Source organism: Paraburkholderia aromaticivorans (assembly GCF_012689525.1).
Classification (GTDB): domain Bacteria; phylum Pseudomonadota; class Gammaproteobacteria; order Burkholderiales; family Burkholderiaceae; genus Paraburkholderia; species Paraburkholderia aromaticivorans_A.
Genome location: NZ_CP051515.1, coordinates 3266622 through 3284378 on the forward strand (window position 1 = coordinate 3266622; position 17757 = coordinate 3284378).

At 63.5% G+C, this 17757-nt stretch carries 15 protein-coding genes and 2 pseudogenes; 11 read left to right on the forward strand and 6 right to left on the reverse strand.

What is annotated here, in order from left to right; all coding sequences use genetic code 11:
- The first annotated feature begins 72 nt into the window (after positions 1-72).
- The 8 genes from HF916_RS26440 to HF916_RS26475 all read left to right on the forward strand — a co-directional run bounded on the left by HF916_RS26440 (position 73) and on the right by HF916_RS26475 (position 9897).
- Complete coding sequence (locus HF916_RS26440) at positions 73-975, forward strand: LysR family transcriptional regulator (protein WP_168791689.1); 903 nt, start codon at positions 73-75, stop codon at positions 973-975.
- Positions 976-1059: 84 nt separating this feature from the next.
- The gene (locus HF916_RS26445; protein WP_168791690.1) at positions 1060-2577 is read left to right on the forward strand and encodes an ATPase domain-containing protein; all 1518 of its coding nucleotides are present in this window, start codon (positions 1060-1062) and stop codon (positions 2575-2577) included.
- A 3-nt stretch (positions 2578-2580) separates the two neighbouring features.
- Positions 2581-4239 carry a response regulator gene (locus HF916_RS26450; RefSeq protein WP_168791691.1) on the forward strand — a complete coding sequence of 553 codons (1659 nt, stop codon included), beginning with the start codon at positions 2581-2583 and terminating at the stop codon, positions 4237-4239.
- A gap of 118 nt (positions 4240-4357) precedes the next feature.
- Positions 4358-4978, forward strand: a complete 621-nt coding sequence (locus tag HF916_RS26455; protein ID WP_168791692.1) for a MarR family winged helix-turn-helix transcriptional regulator — start codon at positions 4358-4360, stop codon at positions 4976-4978.
- 6 nt (positions 4979-4984) lie between these two features.
- Entirely contained in the window at positions 4985-7087 is a 2103-nt protein-coding gene (locus tag HF916_RS26460; protein WP_168791693.1) for an FUSC family protein, read from the forward strand.
- Between the two features lie 55 nt (positions 7088-7142).
- A complete protein-coding gene (locus tag HF916_RS26465; protein WP_007176114.1) occupies positions 7143-7352 on the forward strand; it encodes a DUF1656 domain-containing protein in 210 nt (69 codons plus the stop codon).
- Positions 7349-8377 (forward strand): efflux RND transporter periplasmic adaptor subunit, encoded by a 1029-nt coding sequence (locus HF916_RS26470; protein WP_168791694.1) that lies wholly within the window; start codon positions 7349-7351, stop codon positions 8375-8377. The genes HF916_RS26465 and HF916_RS26470 overlap by 4 nt, the downstream gene beginning before the upstream one ends.
- The gene (locus HF916_RS26475; protein WP_168791695.1) at positions 8374-9897 is read left to right on the forward strand and encodes an efflux transporter outer membrane subunit; all 1524 of its coding nucleotides are present in this window, start codon (positions 8374-8376) and stop codon (positions 9895-9897) included. Before HF916_RS26470 ends, HF916_RS26475 begins: the two co-directional genes overlap by 4 nt.
- A gap of 83 nt (positions 9898-9980) precedes the next feature.
- Here the strand turns inward: HF916_RS26475 and speD are convergent, their stop codons facing one another.
- Entirely contained in the window at positions 9981-10355 is a 375-nt protein-coding gene (gene speD / locus HF916_RS26480; RefSeq protein ID WP_168791696.1) for an adenosylmethionine decarboxylase, read from the reverse strand.
- Between the two features lie 14 nt (positions 10356-10369).
- A complete protein-coding gene (locus HF916_RS26485) occupies positions 10370-10513 on the reverse strand; it encodes a hypothetical protein (RefSeq protein WP_168791697.1) in 144 nt (47 codons plus the stop codon).
- Between the two features lie 21 nt (positions 10514-10534).
- On the opposite strand from HF916_RS26485, the pseudogene HF916_RS26490 reads away from it, so the two are divergent.
- Positions 10535-10783: pseudogene (locus tag HF916_RS26490) on the forward strand (hypothetical protein); the annotation flags it as partial.
- Between the two features lie 235 nt (positions 10784-11018).
- Here the strand turns inward: HF916_RS26490 and HF916_RS26495 are convergent.
- The gene (locus HF916_RS26495) at positions 11019-11480 is read right to left on the reverse strand and encodes a (2Fe-2S)-binding protein (RefSeq protein ID WP_168791698.1); all 462 of its coding nucleotides are present in this window, start codon (positions 11478-11480) and stop codon (positions 11019-11021) included.
- Between the two features lie 49 nt (positions 11481-11529).
- Positions 11530-13800: a xanthine dehydrogenase family protein molybdopterin-binding subunit gene (locus tag HF916_RS26500; RefSeq protein ID WP_168791699.1), complete on the reverse strand. Its 2271-nt coding sequence runs from the start codon at positions 13798-13800 to the stop codon at positions 11530-11532.
- Positions 13801-14178: 378 nt separating this feature from the next.
- Between HF916_RS26500 and HF916_RS26505 the strand changes: the two genes are divergently transcribed.
- Both HF916_RS26505 and HF916_RS51035 read left to right on the forward strand, forming a co-directional pair.
- A complete protein-coding gene (locus HF916_RS26505; RefSeq protein ID WP_168791700.1) occupies positions 14179-14514 on the forward strand; it encodes a type II toxin-antitoxin system RelE/ParE family toxin in 336 nt (111 codons plus the stop codon).
- Positions 14511-14786 (forward strand): annotated as a pseudogene (locus HF916_RS51035) (helix-turn-helix domain-containing protein); the annotation flags it as partial. The gene HF916_RS26505 and the pseudogene HF916_RS51035, both read left to right, overlap by 4 nt.
- 215 nt (positions 14787-15001) lie before the next feature.
- Here the strand turns inward: HF916_RS51035 and HF916_RS26515 are convergent.
- Entirely contained in the window at positions 15002-16201 is a 1200-nt protein-coding gene (locus tag HF916_RS26515; protein WP_168791702.1) for a sugar ABC transporter permease, read from the reverse strand.
- A complete protein-coding gene (gene xylG / locus HF916_RS26520) occupies positions 16198-17757 on the reverse strand; it encodes a D-xylose ABC transporter ATP-binding protein (protein WP_168791703.1) in 1560 nt (519 codons plus the stop codon). Before xylG ends, HF916_RS26515 begins: the two co-directional genes overlap by 4 nt.

Here is a 17757-nt window from a genome sequence, read left to right on the forward strand (position 1 = left end):
TTGCGCATCATCCATATTTATCAAGTATGGTAACGAACTGACCTCCAAGCGCTGTCCAGGAGACGAAACACCATGGAACTGCGGCATCTGCGTTACTTTCTGGCGGTCGCCGAAGAAGGCCAATTCACGCGCGCGGCTGAACGGCTGGCCATGCAACAGCCGCCGCTTTCGCAGCAGATTCGAACGCTGGAAGAAGAGATCGGCTTCGAACTCTTTGTGCGCATGCCGCGTGGCGTCACCTTGACGCCGGCCGGCCAGGCCTTCGCGGAAGACGCGCAACGCTTGCTGCAGGATCTGCAGCAGTCGGTCGAAAAGGCGAGCCGGATTGCGCGCGGCGAACTCGGCACGATTTCCATCGGGCTGACTAGCTCCGCTGCGTTCCACCCGTTCACGACCGAGGCGATCCGCGCGTTTCGCGCGGTCTGCCCCGAGGTCGCCGTGGAGCTTGCCGAACTCAACGCGGCGGAGATCATCGAGCGTCTGGCTGCGGGCCAGATTCAGGCAGCGTTTCTACGCAAGCCGGTCGACGCGCGCGAAGGCGTGGCGTTCGAGTTGCTGCTCGACGAACCGATGGTCGTGGTGTTGCCGGTTGGTCATCCGCTGCTCAAGGGCAAGAAGCGGCCGCAAGTTTCGCTGAAAGCGTTGGCGCACGAAGACTTCATTCTGGTCCGCCGCCCAGGCGCACCCGGCATGTATGCCGATATCCTCGCCGCGTGCCGGCAGGCCGGCTTCGTCCCGCGCATTGCCCGTGAAGTGCCGCGCATGGTGTCGGGCATCAACCTCGTAGCGGCGGGTCTGGGCGTGACATTGGTGCCCGCTTCCATGCAGCGTTACGACCAGGTGGGCACCGTTTATTGCACGCTCGCGAACCCCTCGAAACTCAGCGCACCGCTGCACCTCGCGTATCCCACGGCGTTGCATAACAGCGCGGCCACACGCTTCATTCAACTGGTGAAGGAGCGCGCCGGCGAATGACGTCATCTATAGGCACACAAATTGCATTCTCGCCGTACCGGCTGAGCATCCATCAGCCTTTCATCGACGCCAAAACGCTACGCCATGTCAAACAGACACGCTGCCGGTCAGCCGGCCCGCCTTTCCTCGGGGATCGATGGAATCGACGACATCCTGGGAGGCGGTCTCACCCCGCACCGCATGTACCTGGTGGAAGGTGCGCCCGGTACAGGTAAAACTACCTTGGCCTTGCAATTCTTACTCAAGGGTGTCGAAGAGGGGCAGCGAGGCTTGTACATCACGCTGTCCGAAACCCGCTCCGAACTGATTGCTGTAGCCGAAAGCCATGGCTGGGACATCGGCGGCTTCCGTATTCTCGAACTGGTTTCGGACGAAGGTCTCGACCCGCAGTACGAGCAGACCGTGCTGCACCCGGCCGAGGTCGAGCTCGGCGAGACGGTGCGCAACGTCATCCAGCAGGTCGACGAACTCAAACCAGCGCGCATCGTGCTCGACAGCCTCTCCGAGTTGCGTCTGCTGTCGCAGAACCCGCTGCGATACCGGCGGCAGATTCTCGCGCTCAAGCGCTATTTCGCCACCCGTGAATGCACGGTGCTGCTGCTCGACGACAATTCGTCCGATCCCGGCGACGTGCAACTGCACAGCATCGCGCACGGCGTGATCAGCCTCGACAATCTCGTGCACGACTACGGCGGCAACCGGCGGCGCGCGCGCATCGCCAAGATGCGCGGCATCAAATTCCGCGAGGGTTATCACGACTTCACGCTCGACACCGGCGGGATCCATGTGTATCCGCGCCTCGTCGCGGCCGAACACCACACGACATTCGACGCCGAGGTAGTCAGCACCGGCACGTCGGGACTCGACGCATTGCTCGGCGGTGGCTTGATCCCCGGCACCAATGCACTGATGATCGGCCCCTCGGGCGTCGGCAAGACCACCACGGTGGTGTCATGCCTGATCGCGGCGCTCGAGCGCGGCGAGCGCTGCGTCTACTACGTGTTCGACGAGACCCTCGTCACGTTGATGATCCGCTGCGCGACGCTCGGCATGCATCTGGCGCCGCACGTCGAAAGCGGTCTGCTGACGCTGCGTCAGATCGATCCGGCGGAAATCTCGCCCGGTGAATTCGCCAGCGATGTACGCCGCTCGGTCGAGAAGCACGGTGCACGGTATATCGCGATCGACAGCCTGAACGCCTATCTCCAGGCGATGCCCGGCGAGCGCTATCTGCTGCTGCAGATGCACGAACTGCTCGGCTATCTGAACCAGCAGGGCGTCATCACGATGCTCGTGCTGGGACAGCACGGCATTATTGGCGAGGTGCAAAGCGATATCGACATCAGCTATCTGAGCGACGTGGTCGTACTGTTCCGCTATTTCGAGCACCACGGCGAAGTGCTCACCGCCGTGACGGCTGTGAAGAGCCGCGCCAATGCTCACGAGCGCTCGATCCGCCAGTTCCGGCTCGGCAGCAACGGCGTGGAAGTCGGCGAGGCGCTGCGCGACTTCGAGGGTGTGCTCTCCGGACTGCCGGCCTATCGCGGCAGCACCGCGCTGCTCGGCGCGGCAAACCGCGTCATCGACTCGTCCGGGCAGTAAGTCATGGAGCAACGCGTCCTTATTCTGGCGCCGTTTGGCCGCGACGCCGATGTGATTGCCGAAGTGCTGCAAAAAGACAAGCGCCTCTGCGTGGCATGCCGCGATGCCGACACGCTCACCGCGGCGCTGGACACCGGTGCGGGCAGCGCGTTGATCGCCGAGGAAGCGCTCGCGGGCAACCACGCGATTCGGCTCTTCACCTGGCTCGAACAGCAGCAGGCGTGGTCGGATTTCCCGTTCATTCTGCTCGCCGCCTCACGCCTCGGACATCGCTCCGAAAGCAGCCTGGAAGTGCTCGAACGGCTGGGCAACGTGGTCGTGCTCGAACGTCCGCTGAATTCGGAGACGTTGCGGCGTGCGGTGGCGTCGTCGTTGCGCGCACGCGCGCGGCAATATGAATCGCGCCGCCATCTGGCCGAGCGGATCGAAGCGCAAGAGGCGCTGGTGCAATTGAACGACTCGCTGGAAAGCCGTATCGCCGAACGTACTCAAGAACTTGCCTCCGCCAACAACCGGCTGATGATGGAAATTCACGAGCGCGCCAAAGTACAGGCGGTGCTGGTGCAATCGCAGAAGATGGAAGCGCTCGGGCAACTGACCGGCGGCATTGCGCACGACTTCAATAATCTGCTGAACGTCATCATGGTCAACGCTGAACTGATCGCGCGAGTGAGCAGCGATGAGCGCCTTCGCGGCATGGCCGCCACCGTCAAACGCGCGACTGAACGCGGCGCGAAACTGACGGGACAGTTGCTGACTTTCTCGCGCAACAGCAATCTCGATCTGAAAGCAGTGGACGTGGTGGCGTTGCTGCAAGGCATGCGCGACATCATCACGGTGTCGCTCGGTTCGAGCATCCGTTATATCAACGAGTTCGACGGCGAAGAGATGTGGACTCAGGCCGACGCCAATCAGCTCGAACTGGCCATTCTCAATCTCGCCATCAACGCGCGCGATGCCATGCCGGGCGGCGGCCAGCTCGGCATTCGCGTGAAGCAGCGCGAAGCACCCGATCAGACACTCGATGAAGGTCGCTACGTCGTGGTCGAGGTCGGTGATACCGGGTCGGGTGTGCCGCCCGATGTGGTGTCGCGCGTGTTCGATCCGTTCTTCACCACCAAGCCGATCGGCAAGGGAACGGGACTCGGGTTGAGCCAGGTCTACGGCATTGCGAGGCAGGCCGGCGGCACCGCGCGTCTGTTCAGCGAGGAAGGCGTGGGTACCACCGTGGAACTCTGGCTGCCGTTGCGTGAACGCGTGGCGCCGCAGGCCAAAACGGCGTCCGATGCGGAAGCGAACGTGGTCGGCGAAAAGCGGGTGCTGGTGGTCGAAGACGACAGCGAGGTGCGCGCCATGCTGGTCGAGTCGCTGAGAATGCTCGGCTACACCGTGACCGAAGCCGCCGACGGACGCGCGGGCCTCAACCGTTTACAGGACGACAATCCGGACCTGCTGATGGTGGACTTCGCGATGCCCGGCATGAACGGGATCGACGTGATTGCCGAGGCGCGCAAGATGCGCGAGGATTTGCCCGTGATCCTGGCGACGGGATACGCGGACGTGGACATTTCCGGGCTGGCGGTCAAGCGCTGCACGATTTTGCGCAAGCCTTTTCAGCTGGATGATCTGGCGCGGACAGTCAGGCTCGGACTCGCGGCCTGAGCGACGCTGACATAACGAACCCGCGCGCATATCCATGCATGCGGTTGCACCGTATCGTCATAAAAAATTCCGAAATCAATAGTTTGCTAACGAATTTTTTAGAAATACAATACCGGCCATGTCGAATCTCGATACCTTGCGCCGGACAGTCAGCAGCACGCTGGTCGTCGCCGCCCGAAAATGGCGGCGCACGAGCCACGGCGTGCTCGCGGCCTTCAATGTCTCCGAGGCGTGCGCCACGCCGCTCCTGACCGCCAGCCGGCTTGGCGCGGCCGTGCGCCAGGTCACGCTCGCCGATCACATCGGTATCGAAGGGCCCTCGCTCGTGCGGCTGCTCGATCAACTGTGTGCCGCGGGCCTGATGCGCCGCGACGAAGACCCCGAAGACCGGCGCGCGAAAACCGTGGCGCTCACCGAAGAAGGCCGCGCCGTCACCGCGAAAATGGAAGAAGAACTGGTCACACTGCGGGCGCAAGCGTTGAAGGGCGTCTCGCGCAGCGATCTCGAAGCGACCTTGCGCGTGCTGGCCGCGTTCACGGCCGACGCCAGCGAGCGCGCCGATCAGAACAGCGATCCGAGCGGCGACCCGGACAGCGATAAGCGCGCCCAACGCGCTTCGGGCGAACAGGCACAGGTTGCCAGCCAACCCCGCAAAGCGGCCAAAGCTAGCAAAGCAAACAAGTCGAACAAAGGCAAAGCAGACACCGCCGCGCCGCACGGCGCCGGCGATCCGGCGTAACGGTTTATGGTCTACCCTTCCCTTCGCGACTGGCTGTTTTCCGTCAAGACGTTTGCCGCGGCGATGATCGCGCTCTACATCGGCCTCGCGCTCGAACTGCCGCGGCCATATTGGGCGATGGCGACCGTCTACATCGTGTCGAATCCGTTTGTCGGCGCGACGCGTTCCAAGGCGCTCTATCGCGCGCTCGGCACCATGCTCGGCGCTTCAGCAGCGGTGCTGCTGGTGCCGCCCTTCGTCGAATCGCCGTATCTGTTCAGCGTGATCGTGGCGCTATGGACCGGCACGATGCTGTATCTGGCGGTGTCCGACCGCACCGCGCGCAGCTACGTGTTCCTGCTGGCCGGCTATACGATGCCGATCATCGCGCTGCCTTCGGTGACCAATCCGGGCGGCGTGTTCGATCTCGCGGTCAGCCGCACCGAGGAGATCACGCTCGGCATCGTCTGCGCGAGCGTTGTCGGCAGCGCGCTGTTTCCTAGCCGGCTTGCACCCACCATCATCGAGCGGACCGACGCATGGTTTCGCGACGCCGCGTTCTATGCCACCGAAACGCTGTCCGGGCGCATTGCCGGCTCGGCGATTTCGGGCGCGCGGCAACGCATCGCGGCCATCATCAATGGCCTGGAATTGCTGCTGAGCCAGCTGGCCTACGATCACACGCGGCCCGACATACTGGCGCGCGCGCATGAACTGCGCGGACGCATGCAGTTGCTGTTGCCGATCATGTCGTCGCTCGCCGATCCGCTGATCGCGCTATACAACAGTGGCCGTCAGACGTGGCCCGAGGGCCTCGAAAGCCTGCTCGCCGATGTCATCAAGTGGTTCAATGAGCCGATGCCCACGGTGAGCGAAGGCTATCACCCCGACCCGACGGCCGACGCGTTGCGCGCGCGCATCGCGGCGATGCAGCCGTCGCCGTCCGCGCTCGCGGGCTGGGACGGCGCGCTACTCTCGAACGCACTGTGGCGGATGAAGCAGGTGATCGACGTGTGGCAAGACTGCCGCTCGCTGCGCATCATCATCACGCGGGAAGAAGGCGCGTGGCGCCCGCGCTTCCGTCATTGGAGACTGGGCGGCACCGAGCGCTTCTACGATCACGGCATCATGCTGTTCTCGACCGGCTCGGCCGCGGCGGCCGTGATTCTCGCTTGCAGCTTGTGGATCGGCTCAGGCTGGAACGACGGTGCGAGCGCGGTCACGCTCGCGGCCGTGGCGTGCTGCTTCTTCGCGGCGCTCGACGAGCCCGCGCCGTTCATCTTCCGCTTCTTCGTGGCGACCGCGATCAGCGTGGTGGCGGCGGGTGTTTATCTGTTCGTCGTGCTGCCGCATGTGCATGACTTTCCCATGCTGGTGATCATGTTCGCCGCGCCGTTCATCTTCGTCGGCACGCTGATTCCGCGCCCGCAGTTCAACCTGGCCACGGTGCTGGTCGCCGTCAACACGGCCACCTTCATCAGCATTCAGGACGCCTACGACGCCAACTTTCTGGTCTTCCTGAACAGCAATCTCGCGGGTCTCGCCGGCTTGCTCTACGCGTATCTGTGGACCCGCGTGACGCGGCCGTTCGGCGCCGAACTCGCGGCGTCTCGTCTGTTGCGTTCGACCTGGGCCGACGTGGCGCTCACGGCGTCGACGCGGCCGATCGAAGATCCGCGCAACCTCGCCGCGCGCATGCTCGACCGCCTGATGCAGTTGATCCCGCGCCTCGCCGCCACCGACGACCATCGTCATCCGTCAATCGAGAGCTTTCGTGATCTGCGCATTGCCTTCAACGCGCTCGATCTGCGCCGCCTGACCGGTAATCTAAGTGGCGACGCGCCGGCCGCGATCGATCACGTGCTCGACGACGTGCGTCAGTACTATGAAAGCTGCGTCGACCGCCGCAAGCGCGAGCCGGTGCCCGCCAGCCTGATGTCGTCGATCGACGCCGCCGTGGCGCGCGTGACGGCACAGGGACTGGCCAACGCCGGTGCGCCGAGCCCAAGCTCGCAAACGTCGGCGCGCCGGTTGCGCGAAGCGCTGCACGCGCTGGTCGGCTTGCGTCTTTCGCTGTTTCCGGCCACGCTGACGACACCGACGCCGCCCGAACCGGAGGCCGCTGCCTGATGCGCCCAGCCCGTCACCGCTTTCCAGCCCTCTCCACCCTTTTCCACTTCCCGCGATGATCGGTGAAATCGATATCTTCGGCGTGTTCGTGCCGGCCGTGCTCGTGCTGATGTTGATCGCGTATCTGATCAACCTGGCCATTCGCACGGTGCTCGCGCGCGTCGGCTTTTACCGCTTCGTCTGGCATCGCTCCATCTTCGATCTCGGCATCTATGTGCTCGTGCTGGGCCTTGTCGTTGTCGTTTCGCACAGACTAATAACGTGAAAAAAACCTGGTTCTCCGTCGGTCAAATTCTGCTGACCCTGATCGTCGTTGTCGCCGCGGCCCTCGTGCTGTGGAAACTGATCGGCTACTACATGTTCGCGCCGTGGACTCGCGACGGACACGTGCGCGCCGACGTGATCCAGGTCGCGCCGGACATCTCGGGGCTGATCTCGTCGGTCGACGTAGTGGACAACCAGCAGGTCAAGCAAGGCCAGGTGCTGTTCGTGATCGATCAGGCCCGCTACACGCTCGCGCTGCGCCAGGCGCAGGCCACCGCGCAGCAACGCCGCGCCACGCTCGATCAGGCGCGCCGCGAAGACGCGCGTAACCGCAAGCTCGGCAACCTGGTCGCGGCGGAAGTGTCGGAAGAAAGCCGCTCGCGCGTCGAACAGGGCGAAGCTGCGCTCGCCGATGCGAATGTGGCTATCGACACCGCGAAGCTGAATCTGCAACGCGCGACGATCATGAGTCCGGTCGACGGTTATCTGAACGACCGCGCGCCGCGCGTCGGCGAATTCGTCGCGGCGGGGCGGGCAGTGGTCGCGGTGGTCGATATGCATTCGTTCCGCGTCGACGGGTATTTCGAGGAAACCAAGCTGGGTGGCATCGACATCGGTCAGCCGGTCGATATCACGGTGATGGGCGAACCTGCGGTGTTGCGTGGGCACGTGCAGAGCATCGTCGCCGCGATCGAGGATCGTGACCGCACGCAAGGCTCGAATCTGCTGCCGAATGTGAATCCGGCTTTCAGTTGGGTGCGGCTCGCGCAACGGATTCCGGTGCGTGTCGCGCTCGATGAAGTGCCCGCGGACTTCCGCATGATCGCGGGGCGCACCGCGACTGTGTCGGTGCGTGATCTGTCGCCTGGCGGTAAGAAGCATCCGGATGCGGGGGCGTCGGGTGCGGTGGGAGCTTCGTCGTCGGCGTCGGGTTCGTCTGCTACGTCTGCTGTTTCGGCTGGCTCGGCTGCTTCGGTAGCACAGCCGGCGTCGGCGGCGGTCTCGTCATCCGGCGCGCCGCAATGAAGCTGTCGCGCGCCCTGCCCTTATTGCCGTTGCTGCCGCTGTTGCCGTTAGCCGTTGCGCTGAACGGCTGCATGAATGTCGGTCCCAACTATTCGCTGCCGCAACAGGCGCTGGTCAACGCGCCGCTCGCCAATGCGCCGATCGAAGGCGCCGACACGTCGTTGACGACGCGCCAGAACGTGCCGCCCGTGTGGTGGAAGCTATACGACGATCCAGTGCTGAACGGACTCGTCGACGAGGCATTGCAATCCAACACCGACTTGCGCGTCGCTGCCGCGAACCTCGCGCGCTCGCGTGAAGCGCTGGGCGTCGCGCAGGCACAAGGCGGTTTTTCCGGCAAGAGTTCGGCGCTGATCGAACGCGCGCAGGAATCCGCCGAGCAATACCTGCTCACTGAGAAACTGCCGGTCGTCAACGAAGGCGACATCGGCATCAGCATCTCGTATGAAATCGATCTGTTCGGCAAGCTGCGGCGCGGCGTGGAAGCGGCGCAAGCGGACACCGAATCAGTACAAGCTGCGGCCGACCTCGCACGGATCACCGTGGTGGCGGACGTGGCGCGCTCTTACGTCGAGCAATGTTCGGCCGCCGAGGAACTCAGGATCGCGCAACAGTCGCTGGCTCTGCAGAAACAGCGCGTGGACGTCTCGCGCCGCCTGCGTGACGCGGGCCGCGGCAATCAGCCCGATGTGACGCGTGGGCAGACCCAGGTCGATACGTTGTCGGCGGATATTCCGCGTTATACGGCGCGCCGCAAGATCGCGCAGTACCGGCTCGCGGCGCTGCTCGCTCGCGCGCCTTCGGATTTGCCGCCGGCCGTGCTCGCTTGCGACAGGCTGCCGCAACTCCGCCAGCCGATTCCGGTCGGCGACGGCGCCGCGCTGCTCAAACGCCGCCCCGATGTGCGCGAGGCCGAGCGTCAACTGGCGGCATCCACGGCGCGTATTGGCGTCGTCACCGGGGCGCTGTATCCGACGGTGAGCATCGGTGCTTCAGCGGGGTTGACTGGCATTCTCGAAGACCTCGGCACAGCGCCCACGGCGCGTTGGGGCTTCGGTCCACTGATCAGTTGGACCTTCCCGGCAAACGGCGCGCGTGGCCGTGTGCGTGAGGCGCAGGCGTCGAGCCAGGTGGCGTTGGCGAAGTTCGACGGCGTGGTGCTGACCGCGTTGCGCGAGACTGAAACCAGTCTGGCAACCTACGCGTCGGATTACGCCCGCGCCGACGCACTGCGTGCCGCGGTGAAGTCAGCGACCGAGTCGGCGGATGAAACGCACCGGCTGTATCGCGCGGGCCGTGAGTCGTTTATTTCGGATCTGGATGCGACGCGCACGTTGACGTCGACGAAGTCACAGGCCGCTGCTGCAGACGGCCAGGTGGCGATCGATCAGGTCAACCTGTTCCTTGCGCTCGGCGGCGGGTGGGAAGTTGATCCGCAGAACGCGTCTGGTGGTTCCACGCCTGTGGTTGCGGTGCCGGTCAAGACAACGCCAACGGCGGCTGCAGCGAAAGCGCCTTAAAGCGGCTGTTGATTTTGATTTTGATTGTCTAATGCGAGCCGCTTATCAAGCGGCCGCTTTAGACAATCCGCTTGCCGATCTATCTACCGCAGCGGCACAACCCCACGCTCACACGTGCGCACATTCCGCACTTCCGCCTTTAGCTCGCGAGCGATCTGCGCGACCGCGTCTTCAGCACGCGCCTTGCCGCACATGAAAATATCGAGCGCGGCGAAGCGATGCTCCGGCCACGTATGAATCGTGACGTGCGACTCCGCGAGCAACACGATACCCGTCACACCATGCTCGCCACCAAAGTAATGAAAGTGCGCCGAGAGTACGTTGGCGCCCGCAGCTTTAGCTGCGTACACGAGAATCGCCTTGAGCGCCGCGGCATCAGGCAGCATGTCCACCGCAATACCGCCGAGATCGGCCAACACATGCGTGCCATGGGCATCGCACGGCGTGTGCACGGACATGGCCGAAACCGCGCTCACTTGTGCGACCCGTACGACGAATAACCGCTGCGCGCGGAGGTCCCGCCATAACCGCCGCCACCACCGCTTCCGGTCATCGACGTGCAACTGAACATGACGATCACGACGAGCACGTAAAGCACGTATAAGAATTGCCTCACGCTCACCTCGACTCTTCGTGGAAGGCCGCGATCGATCTGCTGCCCGCGTACGGCCGCGATCTGTGGCGTCATGCCGCGGCCCTGGAAATCACCGTGCGCGGTCACGCCATGGCCACGCCGGATGTCGGCTTCCTGAGCCGTCCGGGGTTGCTCGCCTTGCGCGACGTGGACGGCCCGATCCTGTTCGCGCATGCCGATTTGTCAGGCATGTCGCTGTTCGAAGAGGCGTCTTATTGGGGCGTGCTGGCCGCAAACCGCGTCTTGCGATGATGCACACAGAGCTTACGAATTATTTTTGGTTAGCTTTCTTTTACCTTTCATTTCGGGTTAAATACCTGTCACCAACCACTCATTACGGGGACATGTATGTCGCAATTCATGAAAAGCGCAGCCACATTAGGCGGCTGCATTGGCATTTTCACGGCGGTCGTCGCCGTGGTGGAATTGCTGGCAGGTTGAGCGTGCGCGGCGGGTTCTTTCGTTAGCGCGAAATGCGTCGGCGGCGTTACGCGGGGCGGCGCTTTGCCGCCGCCTGGTGGATTGCCGCCCGTACCCGGGGGTAGGTGCCGCAACGGCACACGATGTGCGACATCGCCGCGTCGATGTCGGCGTCGGTCGGCTTGGGAGTGTGCCTGAGCAGCGCACAGGCCGCCATCAATTGCGCGCTCTGGCAATAGCCGCACTGCACCACGTCGAGATCGATCCACGCGGTCTTCAATGCTTGTGCTTCAGGACCCTGCAAACCCTCAATGGTCGTGATCTTCTGCGTGTGCAGGCTCGACATGAGCGTCTGGCAGGCGAAGCCCGGTTCGCCGTCCACATGAATCGTGCACGCGCCGCAAATCCCCACGCCGCAGCCGAACTTGGTGCCGGTCATGCCGAGTTCACAACGCAGCACCCACAGAAGCGGCATGTCCGGCTCGCTCTGTACCGCCACCGCCCGGCCGTTGATGTTCAGTGATCCCATCGGCTGTCTCCTTCGTTCTTACTACCTGCGTTTTTTGATTCGGCGTGCTTTACGCGAGCTTCAACGGCAACGAGCGCAAGCGCTGGCCGGTCAGCTTGAACACCGCATTGGCCACTGCCGGCGCGACCGGCGGCACGCCCGCTTCGCCCACGCCTTGCGGATGCAGTTGGCTCGGCACGATGTCCGTGTCGATCACCGGGCAATCGTCGATCCGCACGACCGGGAAATCCAGAAAGTTTTTCTGCTGCACCTGGCCATCGACGAGCGTGATCTCGTCCTGCAACGCGGTGGATAAACCGAAGACGACCGCGCTCTCCATCTGCTGACGGATCAGATTCGGATTCACTGGCAGACCGCAATCGATCACGCAGACCACCCGATGCACACGAATCTTCTTACCCGGCCCGATCGACACCTCCGCGACCTGCGCAACCACGCTGCCGAACGCCTCGTGCAGCGCGACGCCCCGCGCGCGCGGCGCGCCGTCGGCGGCATGTGTCAGCGGATGCTCCCAGTCCGACAAAGCCGCCACGCGTTTTAACACCGCGAGATGCCGCGGATGCTGCTCGAGCAGCGCGGCGCGAAACGCAATCGGGTCTTTACCGGTCGCTACCGCGAGTTCATCGGTAAAGCCCTCGGTGAAAAACGCCTGATGCGAGTGACCCACCGAACGCCAGAACCCGACCGGCACCGGCAATTCGACGATCTTGTGCGCGACGCGCGCAGCGGGCCATTCGTAGGGCTGATCGAACGCGCCTTCGCAGGTGGTCTTGTCGATGGGAATGCGCGGCGCGCCGTAGTAGCGCGCGAGCGCTTCCGGCACGATCGCCTGACTCGCCGATGTGGCCTGCCACGCCACCAGTTTGCCGTCGTTGTCGAAACCGGCCTTCAGCCGCGACAGGCACGCCGGACGATAGAAGTCGTGGGTGAAATCCTGGGCTCGCGACCAAAGGGTTTGCACCGGGCGGCCGCCGCCCTCGCGCGCAATCGCCGCGGCCTGGGCGATGAAATCCAGTTCCAGGCGACGTCCGAACGCGCCGCCGAGCAGAAGCGTTTGCACGTCGACTTTGTCCGCGTCGAGGTCCAGCACTTTCGCCACATGGTGCCGCGCGAGGCCGGGCATTTGCGTGGAGACCCAGACGGTGGCCGCGCCGTCCGCGACCTGCACAGTGCAGTTAAGCGGCTCGACTGCGCCATGCGCGAGATACGGCGCGCGATATTCGGCGCTGACAGTGCGCACCGCGCGGCTCAACGCGGCGTCGACGTCGCCCAAGTGGTAGTAGGCGTGGCCGCCGCTGTCGTCGAGTGCTTGCGCAAGGCGGCGGTCCACGTCCGCGTTCGAGAGCTTCGCTGCCGGGCCGTCATGCCAGGTCACGTCGATGGCGGCGACCGCGTTGATCGCGCGAAACGGGTTGTCGGCGATCACCGCGACGCCGCCGGTACCGCCGCTGTACGGCGCGACGGCGAACGCCTTGATGAAGCCCGGCATTTTGCCGGCGGCCGTCGCGTCGAACTTTGCCACCGAGCCGCCCAGCGTTGGACACATCTCGACGCTCGCGTAGAGCAGGCCGTCCGGCAGCACGTCGATACCGAAGCGCGCCGTGCCGTTGATCTTCGACGCCGCTTCGATACGGCGCAGCGGTTTGCCGATCAGCTTGAAGTCGGCGGGATCTTTCAGCGTCACCTTGCGCGGCAGCGCCTGCTGCGCGGCCATCGACGACAATTCACCGAAGCTCGCCTTATGCCCCGACGGGTGCAGCACCTGACCGCCTTCAGCGCGGCATTCACCGGGCGGCACTTTCCATTGCGCGGCCGCCGCGCCGATGAGCATGGCGCGGGCCGAGGCGCCGGCTTCGCGCATCGGCGTCCATAGATCATTGATGCTCGATGAACCGCCCGTCATCATCGTGCCGGCTTCGCGCACCAGCTTGCGGGTCATCCAGACGGTGGCGCGTTTGACGGTGCTGTCGTCGTCAGGGCGAAACGGCAAGTCGTCGATGATGCTTTGCACGCTGTTATAGATCTTGTCGATGGGCGAGTCTTCGACGCGCACTCGCGACCAGTCGGCGTCCAGTTCTTCGGCGAGCAGCATCGCGAGGCCGGTGTGGATGCCCTGGCCCATTTCCGCCTTGCACATCATGATCGTCACGCTATTGTCGGCGGCAATCTTGACCCAGCCGTTGAGCGCCACTTGCGTGCCTTGCGCCGGCAGCGGCATGGACGTGGTCAAACGCTGCCCCGGCGGCAACACCGACCACCCGACCAGCAACACGCCGACAGCGCCGGCGCCGCCGAGCAGAAAGGTTCTGCGTTTCAACATGGCATGGTTCGATCAGCTTGCACGATGGCTGGGAAGCTGTGAAAGCGCGGGTCGGCGCCTGGCGTTGTTCCTCGGAATAGTAATAAGACGGGGGAGCGGATGTGGGACTTAAATGCGTGCGTTTAAGTCAGGGCGGCTTGGGGCGGGGGATGAGGAGGATGGCGGGGATGGGGGGTTGTCGTGGGGTGTTTCATTAAATGGGGAAGAGCAGGACAGAGTGGATTAGCCGGCACGTCCTATATGCGACGTCATCGGCTTTCTGATCTGGCTCAAATGTAGGCTGCGCGGAGCCCGCAAAACCGTGAGTTCAGAACAAAAATAGCGACTTCATCAAATTTTGCCGACCACCTTTTCATACAAATTTTTGTATAATCATAAATGATCGATGCGAAGCCACTCAACTTCTGCGGTAGCTCTCTGGACGACTTGCGCGAGTTCCCGCTTTCGGCGCGACGCGACGCCGGCCACCAACTCGATCAGGTCCAGCGCGGTCGCGATCCCGACGACTGGAAACCCATGAATACGATAGGCCCGGGCGCACGGGAAATTCGGATTCGCGACGCAAACGGTGCATTTCGGATCATTTACGTCGCAAAATTTGGAGACGCAATCTACGTGCTGCATTGCTTCCAGAAAAAGACGCAAAAGATCGGCAAAGCGGATCTGGAACTCGCCACCAAGCGTTACCGCGAAATGAAAGAGGCTAAGGCATGAGCAATCAAACTTTTTCGAGCGTCTGGGACGCTATCGAAGACACGCCCGAGCAGGCGGAGAACATGAAGCTTCGCTCGGTGCTGATGATGGCGATCAAAGACCATATCACCCGCACCGGCATGAGTCAGGCGGAAGCGGCCAAGCGCTTCTGCGTCACCCAGCCGCGCGTGTCCGACCTCATACGCGGGAAGATCAATCTGTTCGCGCTCGACGCGTTGGTCAACATGGCGGTCGCGGCGGACATGCGCATCGAGATGCGCGTGCTGGACGCCCCATTGAAACGCAACTCCAGCGATAAAACCGCGGCCCGCAAGAAGCCTGCTGCAACCGCAAAGAAACCGGCAACAGTGAAGAAGCCAACCGAAAAGGGACCCACACGGCGTAGCAAACTCGGCGCCGCCGTCGCCGTGCTGGTGCGCTGATAGGTAGCTCGCGCGTCGCCTCAGCGGAAAGCAGACGCGCCGCCGCACTTCCCCGCCTTCTACTTTCACCGCCGGTTCGACCCCGACACGACATCGATCCACACGGCCAGCACGAGAATGCTGCCCTTCACGATCATCTGCCAATAAGCGTCGACGTCGAGCATCGACATGCCGTTGTCGAGGCTCGCCATCACGAGCGCGCCGATCAGCGCGCCGTAGACCGTGCCGGAACCGCCGCGCATCGACGTTCCACCGATAAAGCACGCGGCAATCGCATCGAGTTCGCCCATCGATCCCGCCGATGGCGAACCCGCAGCCAGCCGCGCCGTATTGACGATACCGCCGAACGCGCACATCAGCCCCATCAGCGCGAAGATCGCCAACTTCACGCGATTGGTGTTCACGCCCGAAAGCCGGGTCGCTTCGAGGTTCGAACCGACCGCGTAGATGCGCCGCCCGAACACGGTCTGCGTGGCAATCCACGTGAAGATACCCAGCAGCGCGAGCAGCAACAGAACCGGCACCGGAATACCGCCGTACCGATCGAGCGTCGCAACGAAACCCGCGAGAATCACGCCCGCGCCGACCACCTTCACGACGTCCTGCCAGAACGGCACCACCCGCAATTGATAGCGCTCTCGATTACGGCGCTGCCGTATCGTCAGAAACGCCAGCAGCAGAAACAGCACCACCGCGAGCGTATCGCCCGCGAGCCGCGGCAAATACCCTTGGCCGACGAACACGAAACTCTCCGACACCGGCGCAATCGTCGAGCCGCCTGTCACGCCGAGCAGAATGCCCCGATACGCGAGCATGCCGCCGAGCCCGACAATGAACGAAGGCACGCGCCGGTAGGTCGACCACCATCCGTTGAACATGCCGACCAGCACGCCGAGCAGCATCACCACCGGCAACGTGACGCCGATCGGCCAGTGACGGTTGACGTCGAGTATCGCCGCCACACCGCCGAGCAATCCGAGCAACGATCCGACCGACAGATCGATCTCGCCGGCGATGATCACGAACACCATTCCGCACGCGAGCATGCCGGTAATCGACATCTGCCGCAGCAGGTTCGACAGATTGCGCGGCGTGACGAACGCACCGTGCGTGAGCGCCGAAAAGAAAATCCAGATCGCGGCCACGGCGATCAGCAGCGCGAGAATCTTGTAGCGCGCGAACAGTTGCTGAATGCGCTGCGGACCGCCGAATGCGCCTCGCGGCGCGGCTTCGTCGGCGCGTTGGGAAGTAACGTCGGGGGTCATGCGGCACTCGCTGCGGTTGGGTTCGGGGATCGCTGCACGGGACGGATCGCGGCGCTGAGAATGTCCTCCTGCGTGAGGCCGTCGTTGACGAAATCGCCTCGCAACTCGCCTTCGCCGATCACCAGCACGCGATCGCTGATGCCGAGCACTTCGGGTAATTCGGAGGACACCATCACGATCGACATGCCGCGCTGCGCCAGTTGAAGGATCAGCTTGTAGATTTCATATTTCGCGCCGACGTCGACGCCACGCGTGGGCTCGTCGAGAATCAGCACTTTCGGATTGGTCAGCAACATGCGTGTCAGCACGGCCTTTTGCTGATTGCCGCCCGACAGACTCGCAATCGACAACATGGGATGCGCGGCGCGCACCGAAAGCCGCTTCATTTCCGTGTGAATCGTATCGAGTTCAGCAGCGGAGTCGATTCGCCCACCCGATGCAAAGCGCTGCAACACCGCCAGCGTGATGTTGTGGCCGACGCTCAGCCCCGGCACGATGCCGTGGCGTTTGCGATCTTCCGGCACCATGCCGATGCCCGCGCGAATCGCATCGACGGGCGCGCGAATCTTGAGCGGCTTGCCGTCCATCACCACGGTCGCCTCGCTCACGCCGGGATACGCGCCGAAGATCGCCTGCATCAACTCCGTGCGCCCCGCGCCGACCAGACCGGCCACGCCGAGAATTTCACCATGCCGCAGCGCGAACGACACATCGTTCACACGCTTGCGACGCGGATTGGTCACATCGAAACACGTGACGTGGCGCGCTTCGAAGATCACGTCGCCGATTGGATGCGGCTCGCGCGGAAACAGGTTCTTGATCTCCCGGCCCACCATCAGCGAAATAATGCGGTCAGTCGTGAGGGCGCGCATCGGCTCGGTCGCGACGTGACGGCCGTCGCGAATCACACTGATCGTGTCGCATACGGCCGCCACTTCATCGAGCTTGTGCGAGATATACACACAGGCCACGCCGCGCCGCTTCAGATCGCGCACGATGTCGAGCAGAATGCGGATCTCGGAAGCTGTCAGCGAAGAAGACGGTTCATCGAGAATCAGCAGCTTGGCGCGCTTGTTCAGCGCCTTCGCAATCTCGATCAACTGCTGATGGCCGCCGCCATAGTTCATCACCGGCTGCGCGGCATTGATTCCGCTAATGCCGAGTTCGCGCAACAGTTCGTCGGCGCGCTGGTACATCGCGGCGTAATTCATGCGGCCGCCGGGCAGCGTGATTTCATTGCCGAGAAAGATGTTCTCCGCCACCGACAATTCCGGCACCAGCATCAACTCCTGGTGAATGATGATGATGCCGGCGCGTTCGGTGTCGCGCACGCTGGCGGCTTTCAGCGGCTCGCCTTCCCAGATGATTTCACCGTCCCACGTGCCCCACGGATACACGCCGGAAAGCACTTTCATCAACGTCGACTTGCCCGCGCCGTTCTCGCCGCACAGGCCCACGCACTCGCCGGGCGCGACCGTGAGGTCGATGCCGTCGAGCGCCTTCACGCCGGAAAACGCCTTGACGATGCCGCGCATCGTCATAAGAGCTTGCGTCAT

Coding starts and splice junctions, on each gene's coding strand:
- HF916_RS26465 (WP_007176114.1), top strand. CDS start 7,143: ATGATCGGTGAAATCGATATCTTCGGCGTGTTCGTGCCGGCCGTGCTC.
- HF916_RS26500 (WP_168791699.1), bottom strand. CDS start 13,800: ATGTTGAAACGCAGAACCTTTCTGCTCGGCGGCGCCGGCGCTGTCGGC.
- HF916_RS26450 (WP_168791691.1), top strand. CDS start 2,581: ATGGAGCAACGCGTCCTTATTCTGGCGCCGTTTGGCCGCGACGCCGAT.
- HF916_RS26475 (WP_168791695.1), top strand. CDS start 8,374: ATGAAGCTGTCGCGCGCCCTGCCCTTATTGCCGTTGCTGCCGCTGTTG.
- HF916_RS26505 (WP_168791700.1), top strand. CDS start 14,179: ATGATCGATGCGAAGCCACTCAACTTCTGCGGTAGCTCTCTGGACGAC.
- HF916_RS26460 (WP_168791693.1), top strand. CDS start 4,985: ATGGTCTACCCTTCCCTTCGCGACTGGCTGTTTTCCGTCAAGACGTTT.
- HF916_RS26445 (WP_168791690.1), top strand. CDS start 1,060: ATGTCAAACAGACACGCTGCCGGTCAGCCGGCCCGCCTTTCCTCGGGG.
- HF916_RS26495 (WP_168791698.1), bottom strand. CDS start 11,480: ATGGGATCACTGAACATCAACGGCCGGGCGGTGGCGGTACAGAGCGAG.
- speD (WP_168791696.1), bottom strand. CDS start 10,355: ATGTCCGTGCACACGCCGTGCGATGCCCATGGCACGCATGTGTTGGCC.
- HF916_RS26515 (WP_168791702.1), bottom strand. CDS start 16,201: ATGACCCCCGACGTTACTTCCCAACGCGCCGACGAAGCCGCGCCGCGA.
- HF916_RS26440 (WP_168791689.1), top strand. CDS start 73: ATGGAACTGCGGCATCTGCGTTACTTTCTGGCGGTCGCCGAAGAAGGC.
- xylG (WP_168791703.1), bottom strand. CDS start 17,757: ATGACGCAAGCTCTTATGACGATGCGCGGCATCGTCAAGGCGTTTTCC.
- HF916_RS26455 (WP_168791692.1), top strand. CDS start 4,358: ATGTCGAATCTCGATACCTTGCGCCGGACAGTCAGCAGCACGCTGGTC.